Source organism: Kitasatospora sp. GAS1066B (genome assembly GCF_041262605.1).
Classification (GTDB): domain Bacteria; phylum Actinomycetota; class Actinomycetes; order Streptomycetales; family Streptomycetaceae; genus Kitasatospora.
Map to the genome: position 1 here is coordinate 67,279 of NZ_JBGCCO010000030.1, position 14,245 is coordinate 81,523.

Annotated in this window: 13 protein-coding genes; 8 read left to right on the top strand and 5 right to left on the bottom strand. The window is 73.9% G+C overall.

The genetic code is table 11. The features are described from left to right. The first annotated feature begins 225 nt into the window (after positions 1–225). The 3 genes from groL (at position 226) to ABH937_RS29100 (ending at position 2,598) form a co-directional block, all read left to right on the top strand. A complete protein-coding gene (groL, locus tag ABH937_RS29090; protein ID WP_370219995.1) occupies positions 226–1,848 on the top strand; it encodes a chaperonin GroEL in 1,623 nt (540 codons plus the stop codon). Positions 1,849–1,948: 100 nt separating this feature from the next. Beyond that, positions 1,949–2,302, top strand: a complete 354-nt coding sequence (locus ABH937_RS29095; RefSeq protein WP_280689787.1) for a hypothetical protein — start codon at positions 1,949–1,951, stop codon at positions 2,300–2,302. Then, a complete protein-coding gene (locus tag ABH937_RS29100; RefSeq protein ID WP_370219996.1) occupies positions 2,299–2,598 on the top strand; it encodes a DUF4031 domain-containing protein in 300 nt (99 codons plus the stop codon). Before ABH937_RS29095 ends, ABH937_RS29100 begins: the two co-directional genes overlap by 4 nt. On the opposite strand, the gene ABH937_RS29105 is transcribed toward ABH937_RS29100, so the two are convergent. Then, positions 2,579–3,247, bottom strand: a complete 669-nt coding sequence (locus ABH937_RS29105; protein WP_370219997.1) for a hypothetical protein — start codon at positions 3,245–3,247, stop codon at positions 2,579–2,581. The two genes, ABH937_RS29100 and ABH937_RS29105, sit on opposite strands and share 20 nt — an antisense overlap. 70 nt (positions 3,248–3,317) lie before the next feature. On the opposite strand from ABH937_RS29105, the gene ABH937_RS29110 reads away from it, so the two are divergent. From ABH937_RS29110 to ABH937_RS29120, 3 genes are all read left to right on the top strand, one after another. After that, the gene (locus ABH937_RS29110; protein ID WP_280689783.1) at positions 3,318–3,653 is read left to right on the top strand and encodes a PadR family transcriptional regulator; all 336 of its coding nucleotides are present in this window, start codon (positions 3,318–3,320) and stop codon (positions 3,651–3,653) included. Then, positions 3,650–4,582, top strand: a complete 933-nt coding sequence (locus ABH937_RS29115; protein WP_280689781.1) for a hypothetical protein — start codon at positions 3,650–3,652, stop codon at positions 4,580–4,582. Before ABH937_RS29110 ends, ABH937_RS29115 begins: the two co-directional genes overlap by 4 nt. 74 nt (positions 4,583–4,656) lie before the next feature. Continuing rightward, complete coding sequence (locus ABH937_RS29120; protein WP_370219998.1) at positions 4,657–5,343, top strand: copper homeostasis protein CutC; 687 nt, start codon at positions 4,657–4,659, stop codon at positions 5,341–5,343. A 44-nt stretch (positions 5,344–5,387) separates the two neighbouring features. On the opposite strand, the gene ABH937_RS29125 is transcribed toward ABH937_RS29120, so the two are convergent. Beyond that, positions 5,388–7,454, bottom strand: a complete 2,067-nt coding sequence (locus ABH937_RS29125; protein WP_370219999.1) for an AAA family ATPase — start codon at positions 7,452–7,454, stop codon at positions 5,388–5,390. 294 nt (positions 7,455–7,748) lie between these two features. Between ABH937_RS29125 and ABH937_RS29130 the strand changes: the two genes are divergently transcribed. Next, positions 7,749–7,976 (top strand): hypothetical protein, encoded by a 228-nt coding sequence (locus ABH937_RS29130; protein ID WP_280689778.1) that lies wholly within the window; start codon positions 7,749–7,751, stop codon positions 7,974–7,976. Positions 7,977–8,006: 30 nt separating this feature from the next. Here ABH937_RS29130 and ABH937_RS29135 read toward each other — a convergent pair whose 3' ends face one another. The 3 genes from ABH937_RS29135 to ABH937_RS29145 all read right to left on the bottom strand — a co-directional run bounded on the left by ABH937_RS29135 (position 8,007) and on the right by ABH937_RS29145 (position 13,046). Continuing rightward, a complete protein-coding gene (locus ABH937_RS29135) occupies positions 8,007–9,641 on the bottom strand; it encodes a DNA repair helicase XPB (protein ID WP_280689777.1) in 1,635 nt (544 codons plus the stop codon). Positions 9,642–9,787: 146 nt separating this feature from the next. Beyond that, positions 9,788–10,519 (bottom strand): peptidoglycan editing factor PgeF, encoded by a 732-nt coding sequence (gene pgeF / locus ABH937_RS29140; protein WP_370220000.1) that lies wholly within the window; start codon positions 10,517–10,519, stop codon positions 9,788–9,790. Positions 10,520–10,529: 10 nt separating this feature from the next. Further along, positions 10,530–13,046 carry a helicase C-terminal domain-containing protein gene (locus ABH937_RS29145; RefSeq protein ID WP_370220001.1) on the bottom strand — a complete coding sequence of 839 codons (2,517 nt, stop codon included), beginning with the start codon at positions 13,044–13,046 and terminating at the stop codon, positions 10,530–10,532. A 200-nt stretch (positions 13,047–13,246) separates the two neighbouring features. Here ABH937_RS29145 and ABH937_RS29150 point away from each other — a divergent pair, with 200 nt between their 5' ends. Continuing rightward, entirely contained in the window at positions 13,247–14,230 is a 984-nt protein-coding gene (locus tag ABH937_RS29150) for a hypothetical protein (protein ID WP_370220002.1), read from the top strand. Positions 14,231–14,245: the final 15 nt, after the last annotated feature.

The following is a 14,245-nucleotide window of genomic DNA, read 5'->3' on the forward strand; positions in this document are numbered from 1 at the left end:
GCCGTTCGTTCGCCCCGAGTTGACGTCCGGTCGCCGAAGGAGCTTGCACTCGTCATGCCGGAGTGCTAATCATTGGCGTTAGCACTCACAGTGTGAGAGTGACAAACGGACCGGGTCGGTGAGGCCCCCGGGAGCGGTAGGGGACAGGACCCCCGCATACCAGGGCCGTCCGTCGCGGGCACCACTGGTCCGAGCAGTCGACCGTGTCCTGGAGGACCACTTCCGATGGCCAAGATCATCGCGTTTGACGAGGAAGCTCGCCGCGGCCTTGAGCGCGGCATGAACCAGCTTGCCGATGCCGTCAAGGTGACGCTCGGCCCCAAGGGCCGCAACGTCGTCCTTGAGAAGAAGTGGGGCGCCCCCACGATCACCAACGACGGCGTCTCCATCGCCAAGGAGATCGAGCTCGAGGACCCGTACGAGAAGATCGGTGCGGAGCTCGTCAAGGAGGTCGCCAAGAAGACGGACGACGTCGCGGGTGACGGCACCACCACCGCCACCGTGCTCGCCCAGGCCCTGGTTCGCGAGGGTCTGCGCAACGTCGCCGCCGGCGCCAACCCGATGGCCCTGAAGCGCGGCATCGAGAAGGCCGTCGCGGCCGTCTCGGACCAGCTGCTGGCCCAGGCCAAGGACGTGGAGACCAAGGAGCAGATCGCTTCGACCGCCTCCATCTCCGCCGCCGACACCCAGATCGGCGAGCTGATCGCCGAGGCCATGGACAAGGTCGGCAAGGAAGGTGTCATCACCGTCGAGGAGAGCAACACCTTCGGCCTGGAGCTCGAGCTCACCGAGGGCATGCGCTTCGACAAGGGCTACATCTCCGCCTACTTCGCCACCGACCTGGAGCGGATGGAGGCCTCCTTCGAGGACCCCTACATCCTGATCGTCAACTCCAAGATCGGCTCGGTCAAGGACCTGCTCCCGCTGCTGGAGAAGGTCATGCAGAGCGGCAAGCCGCTCGTCATCATCGCCGAGGACGTCGAGGGCGAGGCCCTGTCGACCCTGGTCGTGAACAAGATCCGCGGCACCTTCAAGTCCGTCGCCGTCAAGGCCCCGGGCTTCGGCGACCGTCGCAAGGCCATGCTCGGTGACATCGCCATCCTCACCGGCGGCACCGTGATCTCCGAGGAGGTCGGCCTCAAGCTCGAGAACGCCGGTCTCGACCTGCTGGGCACCGCCCGCAAGGTGGTCATCACCAAGGACGAGACCACCATCGTCGACGGTGGCGGCGACAGCGAGCAGGTCGCCGGGCGGGTCAACCAGATCCGCGCCGAGATCGAGAACAGCGACTCGGACTACGACCGCGAGAAGCTCCAGGAGCGCCTCGCCAAGCTGGCCGGCGGCGTGGCCGTCATCAAGGCGGGCGCGGCGACCGAGGTCGAGCTGAAGGAGCGCAAGCACCGCATCGAGGACGCCGTTCGCAACGCGAAGGCGGCCGTCGAGGAGGGCATCGTCGCCGGCGGTGGCGTGGCCCTGCTGCAGGCCGGTATCGCGTTCGACAAGCTCGAGCTCGAGGGCGACGAGGCCACTGGCGCCAACATCGTCAAGGTCGCGCTGGAGGCCCCGATCAAGCAGATCGCCACCAACGCCGGCCTCGAGGGCGGTGTCGTGGTGGAGAAGGTCCGCAACCTGCCCGCCGGTCACGGTCTGGACGCCAGCACCAACGAGTACAAGGACCTGATCGCCGCGGGCATCATCGACCCGGCCAAGGTCACCCGGTCCGCGCTGCAGAACGCCGCCTCCATCGCGGCGCTCTTCCTCACCACCGAGGCCGTCATCGCCGACAAGCCGGAGAAGGCCGCCGCGGCCGCCGGCGGCGGCATGCCGGGCGGTGACATGGACTTCTGATCCTCCGTCGAGGGTCAGCTGGTCTGAACAGGGCGGTCTCCTTCGGGAGGCCGCCCTTTCGCCTGCGGGGAGCCTTTCGCGGATGCGGGACAATGGACGCATGCCCGATCTCGAAACCGCCTTGCACAACGCCCGCGCGCTGATCCTCGCCGACCTGTCCGCCCGCGAGGTGGCCGACGCCGCCGTGGTCTCGCTGGTGGAGGACGCCGTGACGCACCGGCGCTGGTGGCTGGAGCAGTGGCCGGACGGCGCCGAGTTCGTGCTCGGGCTGGTCGCGCAGGACGTGCAGGACGCGCTGCTGGAGGCGTACGGGCGCTGGCCGCTCTGCGAGGAGTGCGCGCGGGCCGACGACGACCCGCACGCGCTCGGCGTGGAGCCGGAGTTGGGGCCCGACCCGCACTGGGTCTGCGGCAAGCGCGGGGTCGCGGTGGCGGCGGTCGGGTCGTTGGCGTGATCCTGATCGACCCGCCGACCTGGCCCGGCCACGGCCGGCTCTGGTCGCACCTGGTGAGCGACACCGACTACGCGGAACTGCACGCCTTCGCGGCCCGGCTCGGCGCTCCCGCGCGCGGTTTCGAGCGCGACCACTACGACATTCCGGAGTCGCGGTACGCGGACGCGCTGAGCCTGGGCGCGCAGCCGGTCGGCAGCAAGGAGCTGGTGGCCCGGCTCACCGCCGCCGGGCTGCGTCGGCGCAGGGCCGCGGCTGCAGCACCGGCTGCGGCTACGGTTACGGCGCCGGCTCGCTGAGTTCGGCGAGCTCGGCGGCCAGGTTGGCGCGGGCCGGGCCGTCGTAGCGGGCGTGCGCGGCCGGGGTGCGGTAGAGCCCGGGCAGCGCCAGCAGTTGGCGCAGGATCGCGGCACGCCCCTGCCGGAACGCCGCCTCGGGGACGAAGGCGTACTCCTCGCGCACCGCCGCGGCGTACCGGGCGTAGGCCTGCGGGGACCGGCCGAGTACCGCGAGATCGGCGTCGCAGAGCACCTCGCCGTCCCGGTCGCCGGGCCGCGGGTGGTGACCGACGGTCAGTCTGACCAGCCGCACCACCTCGGCGACCAGCGCCGCCGGCAGCCCGGCCTCGTCCAGCGCGCGGATCGCCAACTGGGCGCTGCGCTCCTCGTTCTCGGAGCGGTCCGGCTTGTAGACGGCGTCGTGGAACCAGGCCGCCAGGCGCACCGCGTCCGGGTCCGCGGCGTGCTCGGCGAGCGCGTCCACCTCGTCCAGCACGGCCAGCAGGTGGTCGGTGGTGTGGTAGCGGCGCTGCGGCTCGGCCCAGCGGGCCAGCAGCGCGCGGCCGTAGGGCTCGGGGTCGGCGGTGGCGCCGCAGCGCTCCAGCAGGGCGTTCCAGCGCTCCAGCAGGGCGTCGGCGGCAGGGTGCGGTTCGGTCGGCATGACGGTCATTCTGCTCCCGCCACGGTTCTGGACAGATATGACGATGATCTATATATATAGACCTATGACAGGACGGGCTATGCAGGAGCCGACGTTGCTCCTGCTCACCGCGCTGGCCGATGCCCCACGGCACGGCTACGCGCTCATCCAGGAGATCGCCGAGATCTCCGGCGGCCGGGTCGCGATGCGCACCGGCACGCTCTACGCGGGGCTGGACCGGCTGCTCGACCAGGGGCTGATCCGGGTCGAGAGCGACCAGGTGGTGGACGGTCGGGCCCGGCGCACCTACGCGCTGACCGACGCCGGGCGCTCCTTGCTCGCCGAGGAGGCCGAGCGGCTGCGGGCCGTGGCGGCCGAGGCCCAGCGCCGACTCGCAGTGGTACGACGACCGATCAACCGGGGGGCGTGGGCATGAGCAGTCGTCAGGAGGTGCTGCGGCTCGCCCTGCGGTGCTACCCGAAGCGCTACCGGGTCGAGCGCGGGGCGGAGATCGCGGAGGTCTACGCGGAGACGACGGAGGAGGCCGGGCGCTTCGGGCGGGCGCGCGAGCTGTACGGCGTCGCCGCGTACGGCGTCCGGCTGCGGCTCGGGCTGGCCTCCAGTCAGCCCGCCGGCCGGCTGCTCGGCACGGCGGCACCGCTGGTCGCGGGGGTGTGGGCGGGGGTGAGCCTGCTCTGGTTGCTGGAGCTGCTGGGCGGGTCGATCCTCCGGCACTTCGGCCTCTTCACGGTGCTCTGGTTCGCGCAGTTCGTGTTCGCGGGGCCGGCGTTGATCGCCGTGCTGCTCGACCGGTGGACGCTGGTGCGCTGTGTCGCGCTGCTCGCGGTGGGGGTGACGGTCCTGGTGGAGGCCAGGCAGATGTACGCCTTCATGCCCGGTGCCACCCACTGGCCCTTCTACCTGGGCTGGGTGCTCGAGCAACTGGCCCCGCTGGTCTGGCCGCTGCTGCTGCTCGCGGTGCCGCGCGACCTGCTCGACCTCGACCTCGGCCGGGTCGGCCGGCACCGGCCCTGGTCGGCCCTGGCCATGGTGCTGGGGTCCGGTTTCGTCTCCATCACGGGGGCCGCGGTTCGCGTGCTCAGGGAGCCGTTGGCCCCGTGGGCCGAGCTGGGCACGGCGCTCGCGCTGATCCTGGTGACGGCGGCGGTGGTGCGGCGCGGCGCGCTGACCCTCCCGCTGCTGGCGGTGGCGCTCTTCTCGCTGCTCGAGCCGCTCGACGACCTCCTGTTCAACGGCGCCACGCCGGGCGGGGAGCTGATCGTGCTGCCGCTGGGGATCGCGGCGCTGGCGCAGCTGCGTCGGGAGCGGTCCCGTCGAGCGGGTACCGGGGTCCCGCTCGGCTGAGTCCTCGGGCGGCCCGGCCGCGGGTGCGGTACGGGGGCTCGCGGCGGAGGCGGGCGGTGTGGCAGTCTACGGATATGTCTAGACCAATCTTCGAAGTCATCGCGCTGACCGCCCAGGACGCGAAGGCCGCGCAGGCCGGCGGTGCCGACCGCCTCGAACTGGTCACCGACATGGCCGCCGACGGCCTCACCCCCGCCGTCGCCGACTTCGCCGCGATCCGGGCCGCCGTGGACCTGCCGCTGCGGGTGATGCTGCGGATCCGCAGCGGCTTCGGCTCCGGCGACCTGGACGAGCTGCGGGGCCGGGCGACGGAACTGCGGGCCGAGGGGGCCGAGGAGTTCGTGCTCGGGTTCCTGGACGCGGACGGGAACGTGGACCTGCCCGCCGTGCGGGCCGTCGCCGAGGCGGTGGCCGGCTGCCGCTGGACCTTCCACCGGGCGATCGACCACAGCGCCGACCGCTGCGCGCTGCGCGCGGCGGTGGCCGAGCTGCCCGGGCTCGACACCTTCCTCACCTCGGGAGCCGCCGCCGGTGTGGCCGCCGGGCGCGAGGTGCTGACCGGGGAGCTGGCCAAAGCGGGGGAGCCGGGGTACCGGCCGCGGATCCTGATCGGCGGCGGCCTGCGCGCCGAGCACCTGCCGGAGCTGGTCGCGGAGGGCTTCGACGCCTTCCACGTGGGCGGCGCGGTGCGAGTCGCGGGCTGGGACTCGCCGGTGGACGCGGCCAAGGTCGCCGAGTGGCGGGCGCTGATCGGGGCGTAGCGGCGGGCGGGGGTGGTCCGGTCGCCGGGACCACCCCCGCGTGCTCAGCCCAACTCGTCCGGCAGCGGCTCGGCGTGCAGCACCGTCAGACCCGAGACCGCACGGGTGAGCGCCACGTACAGCCGGCGCAGGCCGGTCCGCCGGTCCGGCTCGCCGGCCACCACGGCGGCGGGTTCGTCCAGCACCACGTAGTCGTACTCCAGGCCCTTGGCGAGCGAGGCCGGCACCAGCGTGAGCCGGGCCTCGGCGGTGGTCTCGGTGCCGGGCGTCAGATAGCCCAGGCCGGCCTCGGCCAGCGCCTGCTCGAAGAGCGGCAGTCGGGCGTCGGCGGCGATCAGGCCGGTCGAGCCCTCATGGGCCAGCGCCTCGCGGCAGGCCCGCAGCACCGCCTCGACCTGGGAGTCCGGTTCGGCCTGACGGATGCTCAGCGCGCCTGCGGTGTCGCGGATCGAGGTCGCCGGGGTCAGGCCGGGGGCGATGGCGGGCAGCAGTCGCGAGGCGTAGCCGATCACCTCCTCCGGCACCCGGAAGCCGACGGTCAGCTCCTCGACGTGCGCGCCCGGCTTGCCCAGGTGGTGCAGCGCCTCGGACCAACTGCCGGTGGCCCAGGGCGTGGTGCCCTGGGCGAGGTCGCCCAGCACGGTGGCCGAGCCGGTAGTGCAGCGCCGGCCCACCGCGCGGTACTGCATCGGCGAGAGGTCCTGCGCCTCGTCCAGCACCACATGGCCGAGCGAGGGGGTGCGGTGCACCAGGTCGGTCGCCTCGTCGACCAGCACGGCGTCCGCCGCCGTCCACGGTGCGGTCTTGAGCGAACGCCCGGGCTTGGGCCAGCGGATCGCCGCCTGCTCGGCCGCGTCCAGGACGCCGTCCGCGCAACTCGCCAGGAACGCCGCGTCGGTGAGCAGCCGGTGCACCAGCCTGGCCGGGTCCACCGGCGGCCAGCAGGCCTTGACCAGCGCCTTGACCTCGCGCGACCTGGCCACCGCGTCCTGCACCCGGTCGTCCGGAGCCTCGCCGCGCTGCTCCATCTTCAGCAGCACGGCATGCGCGACCCGCTGCGGCAGTGCCTCCATGGCGGCTCCGTAGCGGATCTCCCGGCTCGCCAACTCCTCGATGATCTCGATCAGTTCGTAGGCGGGAACGCGCCAGCGGCGGGAGCCGCGGACCACCACGCAGGGCTCAGTGGGCAGCGTGATGCCCGAGCGCACCGCGCGGCGCAGCACCTGGGCCAGCCGCGCGTCGCCCTTGATCCCGGCCGCCTCGGCGGAGTCGGTGCCGCGCACCTCGACGTGCCGGACCAGCTGCTGCACGGTGGCCTGCGCCACGTCCAACTCGCCCAGCGCGGGCAGCACCTGCTCGATGTAGGAGAGGAAGGAGCTGTTCGGGCCGATCACCAGGGTGCCGGACTTGGCGAGCCGCTCGCGGTGCGCGTACAGCAGGTAGGCCACCCGGTGCAGGCCCACCGCCGTCTTCCCGGTGCCCGGGGCGCCCTGCACGCAGACCGTGCCGGTCACGTCGGCGCGGACGATCTCGTCCTGCTCGGGCTGGATGGTGGCCACGATGTCGCGCATCGGGCCGACGCGGGGCTTCTCGATCTCGGCGGCGAGCAGCGCCGAGGCGGTGTCGGTCTCCGCCGGGTCGCTCAGGTTCTCGTCCTCGTAGGCGGTCAACTCGCCGCCGGTGTAGCCGAACCGGCGTCGCTTCTCGATGTCCATCGGGTCCTGGCGGCTGGCCCGGTAGAACGACTGGGAGACCGGCGCGCGCCAGTCGAGCACCATCGGGTCGCCCCCGGCGTCGTGCACGTGGCGGCGGCCGATGTAGAAGCGCTCGCCGCCTGCTCCTTCGGAGACCTCGGTCGAGATCGCGTGCCGGAAGTCGAGGCGGCCGAAGAAGAGCGGGGTGTGCGCCAGATCGGCCAGCGCGGCGATCCGCCGTTGGATCTGGTCGTGCAGCACCTGCTGGGTGACCCAGGTGCCGGCGACATCGGAGATGTTCAGCGTCTGGGCGTCCTCGCGCATCGCGCGCAGGGCGGCGCGGGAGGAGGCGAGGTGGTCGCGCTCCCGCTGCAGCGGGTCGGCGTCGGTGGTGGCGGTGGTGGCGGGGGAGTGCACAGCGAACCTTCCCGGCCGCGTTCCGATGGGTCGCGGCGGTCTCGTCGTAGCTCACGGTGGAAGCGGCCTGACCGGTTGCCGAGCGGTCAGGGCCTCCCGGCGCGGCCAGGACCGGCAGCACGGATCGGGAGGGGGCAGGCCGGACAGCTTAGACCCGTCGTTCGCCCGCGCGCCAACGGATATTCGCCGGATAAGGGTCTCGGGGTCGTATACAACCGCAGGACGACCTAGGTCCTGTCAGGTACGGCCTTTGGGCTGATGTGCCGGCGGCGGCGGAAAACTACCGTGGAACACATGAGCACCGTGCATCCGCCGGCGCTCCCGGCTGCGGCCAAGGCCCCCCGGGCGCGCACCACCACCGAGTCCCTGTCCACCCCGCCGGTCGGCGCCACCGCGGCTTCCGCCGTGGCCGACAGCCCGCGCCGCCGAAAGCCGCTGACCCAGGCCGTGCGCAATGTCGGCATCGTGCTCGACACCGCCGCGCGCGTGATCCTGCTCGGGCGCGACGGCGTCAAGCTGTAGCGGAACTACAGCGGACCCGTCCTGCACGTCCTACACGTCGTCCGCGTCGATGATCCGATAGGCGTACCCCTGCTCCGCCAGGAACCGCTGGCGGTGCGCGGCGAAGTCCTGGTCCACCGTGTCACGGGCCACCACCGAGTAGAAGTGCGCCGAGTGCCCGTCCGCCTTGGGGCGCAGCACCCGGCCCAGCCGCTGGGCCTCCTCCTGGCGCGAGCCGAAGGTGCCGGAGACCTGGATGGCCACCGTGGCCTCCGGCAGGTCGATCGAGAAGTTCGCCACCTTGGAGACCACCAGCACGCTGATCTCCTTGGTCCGGAACGCCTCGAAGAGCTTCTCGCGCTGGGCGTTGCTGGTCTCGCCCTTGATCACCGGGGCGTTCAGCACCTCGCCCAGCTCGTCCAGCTGGTCGATGTACTGCCCGATGATCAGCGTCTGGTCCTTCTCGTGCTTCTTGACCAGCGCCTCCACCACCCGCCGCTTGGTCGCGGTGGTGGAGCAGTACCGGTAGCGCTCCTCCGGCTCGGCGGTCGCGTAGGTGAGCCGCTCGGAGTCGCTCAGCGTGACCCGGACCTCGCAGCAGTCGGCCGGCGCGATGTAGCCCTGCGCCTCGATCTCCTTCCACGGGGCGTCGAAGCGCTTGGGGCCGATCAGGCTGAACACGTCGCCCTCGCGGCCGTCCTCGCGCACTAGGGTCGCGGTCAGCCCGAGCCGGCGGCGGGCCTGCAGGTCGGCGGTGAACTTGAAGACCGGCGCGGGCAGCAGGTGCACCTCGTCGTAGACCACCAGGCCCCAGTTGCGGGCGTCGAACAGTTCCAGGTGGGCGTAGCTGCCCTTCCGCTTGGTCGTCATCACCTGGTAGGTGGCGATGGTGACCGGGCGGATCTCCTTCTTCGTCCCGCTGTACTCGCCGATCTCGTCCTCGGTCAGCGAGGTGCGCTTGACCAGCTCGTGCTTCCACTGGCGGGCCGAGACGGTGTTGGTGACCAGGATCAGCGTGGTCGACTTGGCCTCGGCCATCGCCGCCGCGCCGACCAGCGTCTTGCCCGCCCCGCACGGCAGCACCACCACGCCGCTGCCGCCGTGCCAGAAGCCCTCCACCGCCTGCTGCTGGTAGGGGCGCAGCTGCCAGCCGTCCTGGTCGAGCTCGATCGGGTGCGCCTCGCCGTCCACGTACCCGGCGTGGTCCTCGGCCGGCCAGCCGAGCTTGAGCAGCACCTGCTTGATCTGCCCGCGCTCCGAGGGGTGCACCACCACCATGTCCGGCTCGACCCGGGCGCCGACCAGCGGCGCGATCTTCTTGGACTTCAGCACCTCTTCGAGCACCGGCCGGTCCGTGGTGGAGAGCACCAGCCCGTGCACCGGGTGCTTGCTCAGCTGCAGCCGCCCGTACCGGGCCATGGTGTCCGCCACGTCCACCAGCAGCGCGTGCGGCACCGGATAGCGCGAGTACGTCACCAGCGCGTCCACCACCTGCTCCGCGTCATGCCCGGCGGCCCGCGCGTTCCACAGCCCCAGCGGCGTCACCCGGTAGGTGTGCACATGCTCGGGCGCCCGCTCCAGCTCGGCGAACGGCGCGATCGCCCGCCGGCAGTCGGCGGCCTGGGGGTGGTCGATCTCCAGCAGGAGAGTCTTGTCACTCTGGACGATCAGTGGCCCGTTGTTCACGGTGTGGAGTCCTCCATCGGGTCAGGCGCAGACCCTCCAGTGTCGCGCATCGGCGGACCGTTCGGAGCGGGAGTGCCCGAAGGCGGGGCGCCCGAAGGTGGGGCGCCCGAAGGTGGGGCGCACGGAGAATCCGCCGCACCGCAGGATCAGTCCGCGGGCTCCGTCAGCCACAGGTACGCCGCGAAGCGTCCGGTGCGCTGCTCGCGCCGGTGTGAGAAGAGGTCGGGGTCCTCGATCGTGCAGCGGGCGTCCTGGCGCACCGTGGCGACGCCGGCCCGGGTCAGCTGGGCGGTGATGCCGGCCCGCAGGTCGAGGGCGGGGGTGCCCCGGCGGGTGGTGGAGTGGGCCTCGGGCAGGGCGGCGGTGGCCTCGGCGCGCATCGGCTCCGGGACCTCGTAGCAGCGGCCGCAGGCCATCGGCCCGACCAGCGCGGTCATCCGGGCCGGCTGGGCGCCCGCCTCGGCCATCGCGGCGACCAGGTTCGGCACCACGCCGGCCAGCGTGCCGACCCGCCCCGAGTGGGCCGCGCCGATCAGGCGGGCTATCGGGTCGGCCAGCAGCACCGGCGCGCAGTCCGCGGCCAACGAGGCCAGCGGGAGGCCCGGTTCGCTGGTGAACACGCCGTCCAGCCGGGGGCGGTCGGCGCCGAAAGGTGCGCTGACCCGGGTCACCGAGGCGCTGTGCACCTGGCTCATCCAGACCACCCGGTCCGGGTCGAGACCGAGCTGACGGGCCGTCAACGCCCGGTTCTGGAGCACGTTCTGGAAGTCGTCGGCGGTGCTGCCGCCCAGGTTGCGGCCGTACGGGGCCGGGCTCACGCCGCCGTGGCGGTCGGTGACGGCGTAGCGGACCCCGGGGACGAGCTCGGTTGCTTCCATGGTCAGGACCCTAGCCCTCGTCCAGCCCGGCCACACCGGTGATCCGGTGCAGCGCGAAGGTGTTGAGCTTCTCGGCGTGGTGGTCGAACGCGGTGACGTAGCCGCCCTCCACCTTCACCGGGTCGATCACCCGCTGCGAGGCCAGCCCTTCGGCGTTGACGTAGCCGATCCACATCCGCTCGCCGAGCAGCACCGCGGTCTGCAGCGCGGCCAGCGTCTCCGCGGCGACGGTGCGCGGCAGTTGACGGGTGTCGGCGGGCGTGGCAGCGGGGCCGGCGACGGTCTCCCGGCGGTGCGCGGTGGCCGCCCGGTCGCCCGCCCGGATCGCCTTGACGGCGGCGCCGAGCAGCACTTCGTCCGGGGTGGCCGGGCCGTCCGCGACCGGGGCGGGTGCGGTGCGCGGCGGGGTGCGGTAGCTGTCGGGGCGGGTGATCAGCAGGTCGCCGTCGGCCGACTCGGCGGCCGGCGCGTAGCCCATCGCGCGCAGCACGCCGAGCACCGTCTCGGGCCCGGCCTGCGCGGCCAGCACGGTCGGGGCGAGCAGCCGCAGCCGCAGTTCCAGCGCGCGCCGGTCGGCCAGCACCTCGGCCAGCAGCGCCGGGTCGTCGCAGCGCAGGTAGGCGGAGGCGGCGCCGACCCGCAGCACGCCGTGGCGCCTGGCGACGTCGTCGATCAGGTAGCTGAGCGGCTGCGGCACGGCGGTGCGCGAGTGTTGCTCCAGGAAGGAGTGCAGGTCGGCGGCGCTGCGCCCGGCGTCCAGCGCCCGGCGCACCGACTCGGGGGTGAACCGGTAGACGGTGGCGCCGCCCTTGGACTCGATCTCCGCGCAGAGGGCCAGCGCCTGGGCGAGCGGGGTGAGCAGCGGTCCCGGCGCGATGGCGGTCAGGTCGGGCTGCAGGATCACGTGGTCCAGCGGCTGGGGCAGCAGCGGCGCGAGCACCGGAGCCGGGGCCTGGCCGGCGAGCAGGGCCCGGGCCGGGGAGCCGAGCGCGCCGCGCCCGGTGATACCGAGCAACTCGGCCTCGGCCAGGGTCCACCCGGTCAGCTGGTCGCGCAGGTCGCGCCCGTCGGGGCCGGTGGCGCCGCCGCGCAGCGGGCGGTACCAGCGCTGCACGGGCAGCAGCGCGGCCGCGTCGGCCACCGCGCCGGGCGGCAGGGTGGCGAGCAGGCTGAGCAGGGCGCGCCGGGTGGCGGGGGCCAGTACCCGGTCCAGTTCGGGGCCGAGCGCCGCGCGCGCCTTGCCCTTGCCGTCGGGGGTGCCGACCAGCCCGGCGACCCGGGTCGCGGCCAGCCAGCCGCGCGCTAGTACGGTCCACCGTTCGGCCACCGGCTGCTGCAGCCACAGGTCGTACGCGGGGGTCGGCGCCCAGACCTCGCCGGTCCGCCCGGCCACCTCGCCGCTCTCCCCGTCCGGGGCCAGCAGCCCGGCCCCGTAGGCGAGTTCCAGCCAGAACGCGGCCTGGGTCTCGTCCGTCTCCAGGGCCAGCGCGGCCCGCTTGAGGTCGCGCACCCCGAGGCCGCCGGCCCGCAGGGTGGACGGCGGTTGCAGGCCCCAGAGGTCGAGCAGCTCCTCGACGGTCCGCACCGCCGTGTACGCCTGGCCGGCCGCCGCGCTGTCCACAGCCTGTGGATCGCGCTCGATGCTCGGCACCGGCACGGGCGGTGTGGGTTCCGCCACCCGGTGGCTGCGCCCGCCGCGCAGGTGCAGGGCCAGCTCGCGCGGGAGCACCACGCTGCCGGGACCGGAGGGCAGCAGCAGGCCGCGGGCCAGCAGCCACTCCAGCGGGCCGCGCGCCTGCTCGGCGGTGACCGGGCGGGCGGCGTCGGGGACGGTGCCGGTGGGCGGGCCCCAGACCAGCCGGTCCAGCACCCCGAGCGCGGCCTCGGGCGCCTCGGCGAGCAGCGCGGCGCAGCGCTTGCGGTCCGCCAGCAGGGCGGTCAGCGCGGCCACCGCCGTCACCGGGTCGGCCGTGCCGGGCAGCCCGGCGCCGGCCAGCAGTTGCTGCAGGCGGGCGGGGGACATCCCCAGCGTGGCCTCGGCGAGGGTCGGGCCCAGGCCGGTGCCGCCGGGCGTGCCGGCGCTCGGGGCCAGCGCCTCCCGCACCGCGATCACCAGGCGAGGCGCGCTGTCCGGCCCCCAGAGCAGCGCCCGTTCGCGCAGCGCGGCCAGCGCCCGGGGCAGCGCGGCGATCACGGCGGCCCGCTCCACCGGCTCGGCGCCGGGGTGCGCCTTGACCCGGGCGGGGCCGGCCAGCAGATCGCGCAGCATGGTGCCCGGGCTGCCGTCGGGCAGCGCGGCCAGCGCCTCTGCGGTCTGCAGGGTGAACCGGTCGAGCCGCTCCAGCGCGCGCAGCGCGGAGGCCCGGCTGGAGAGCCGGGCGGTCAGCTGCGTGATGTCGGTGGGCACGGGGTTGAGCAGATCGGGGCGCAGGCGCAGCAGGGTGGCCAGTGCCTGGTCGCTGCTGGCGCGGAGCTCGTCGGCCAGGGTGCGGGCCCTGTTGGACGCTCCGTTCGGCTCGGTGGTCATCCGACCCAGCGTAGTCGGACCGGATGAAGGGCGGCGCCCACCGTTTCAAGAGCGACCCCGGGCTCGGGTGTGCGCCGCAGGTGGGCTGGGGTGGCACGGCGGCGGGCGGGGCATAGGGCGGGTAGCTCTCGCGCGGGTGGGCGCCAGTGGGTAGCGTCAGCGGACGGCGGGGCCTGGAGCACGGAACAGGGTGGCGGGCGATGGCGGGCGAGCAGGCGGACGAGCGGCCGGGCGAGGCGATGAAGGGGGGCCTGTCGGGCGGCGAGTGGTGGCGGGTGGACGGGCCCTGGCGGGTGCTGGACAGCGCGCCGCAGCCGGGGGAAGCGGACGCGCGGGACGGGGACGACGTGTACCTCGCCGACCCGCCGCCCGAGCCACCGGTCGTCCATCGCACTCGGCAGGCGAGCCCCCAGCAGTCGGGTTGGCCGCGGGGCCGCAGACCGGCGCCGAGCGGGCCCGAGGTCCCGGTGCCGGGCGCGTCACGCTCGTTCTTCCGCAGATCCGCCGAGCGCGGCTCCCCCGAGCATGGCTCCGCCGAGGCCGAGCCGGCCCAGCCCGCCGCCGCCGTCGAGGACGGCGGCACGCCCGCCGCCTGGCTGATCGCCCCCGCCGCGCCCGGCGCGCTGCGGCCGCCGACCAGCGCCGACTTCCCCGGCTGGGACTCGGTGGTGATCGAGTTCCCGCCGGACGACACCGAGGCCGCCGAGCCGCCCGGCGAGCAGCGCCCGATCCCCGAGCAGCGCGGCAAGGGCGGGGAGCAGCCGGCCGAGGGCGAGCTGGAGCCGACGGCCGGTCAGGAGGCGCTGCCCAAGGGTTCCTTCCTGGCCGGGCGCCGTCCCTCGCCGCTGCTGTTGCTGGCGGCGGCGGTGCTGGTCGGCGGGGCGGTCAGCGGGGTGATCCTGGTGCTGCTGGCCGGCTGGGGGCTGGCCTACCTGTCCGCCCGGCTGGGGGACCTGACCAAGAAGTTCGTGGTCTTCGGCATCCCGCTGATCAGCATGAGCGCGTCGACCCTGTGGTTCTGGGGCCGGGCCCAGGGCCGCTGGGGCGGCGCGCTGGGCAAGGGCGCTCCGATGACGCACGCCGCCTTCGCGGCCGCCCCGGGGGTGCTGCGGGTGGCGGGGGTGCTGTCGGCGCTCTTCGTGCTGGCGGTGGCGATGAAGCGGCGTGGTCCGAAGCCCGGCTGACCCGGCCGGGCGCTG

Excerpts from the sequence above, each read along its gene's own strand:
- ABH937_RS29110 (WP_280689783.1), top strand. The coding sequence starts at position 3,318 with ATGCAGGAGCCGACGTTGCTCCTGCTCACCGCGCTGGCCGATGCCCCA.
- ABH937_RS29115 (WP_280689781.1), top strand. The coding sequence starts at position 3,650 with ATGAGCAGTCGTCAGGAGGTGCTGCGGCTCGCCCTGCGGTGCTACCCG.
- ABH937_RS29105 (WP_370219997.1), bottom strand. The coding sequence starts at position 3,247 with ATGACCGTCATGCCGACCGAACCGCACCCTGCCGCCGACGCCCTGCTG.
- ABH937_RS29095 (WP_280689787.1), top strand. The coding sequence starts at position 1,949 with ATGCCCGATCTCGAAACCGCCTTGCACAACGCCCGCGCGCTGATCCTC.
- ABH937_RS29120 (WP_370219998.1), top strand. The coding sequence starts at position 4,657 with ATGTCTAGACCAATCTTCGAAGTCATCGCGCTGACCGCCCAGGACGCG.
- ABH937_RS29145 (WP_370220001.1), bottom strand. The coding sequence starts at position 13,046 with ATGACCACCGAGCCGAACGGAGCGTCCAACAGGGCCCGCACCCTGGCC.
- ABH937_RS29150 (WP_370220002.1), top strand. The coding sequence starts at position 13,247 with ATGGCGGGCGAGCAGGCGGACGAGCGGCCGGGCGAGGCGATGAAGGGG.
- pgeF (WP_370220000.1), bottom strand. The coding sequence starts at position 10,519 with ATGGAAGCAACCGAGCTCGTCCCCGGGGTCCGCTACGCCGTCACCGAC.
- groL (WP_370219995.1), top strand. The coding sequence starts at position 226 with ATGGCCAAGATCATCGCGTTTGACGAGGAAGCTCGCCGCGGCCTTGAG.
- ABH937_RS29130 (WP_280689778.1), top strand. The coding sequence starts at position 7,749 with ATGAGCACCGTGCATCCGCCGGCGCTCCCGGCTGCGGCCAAGGCCCCC.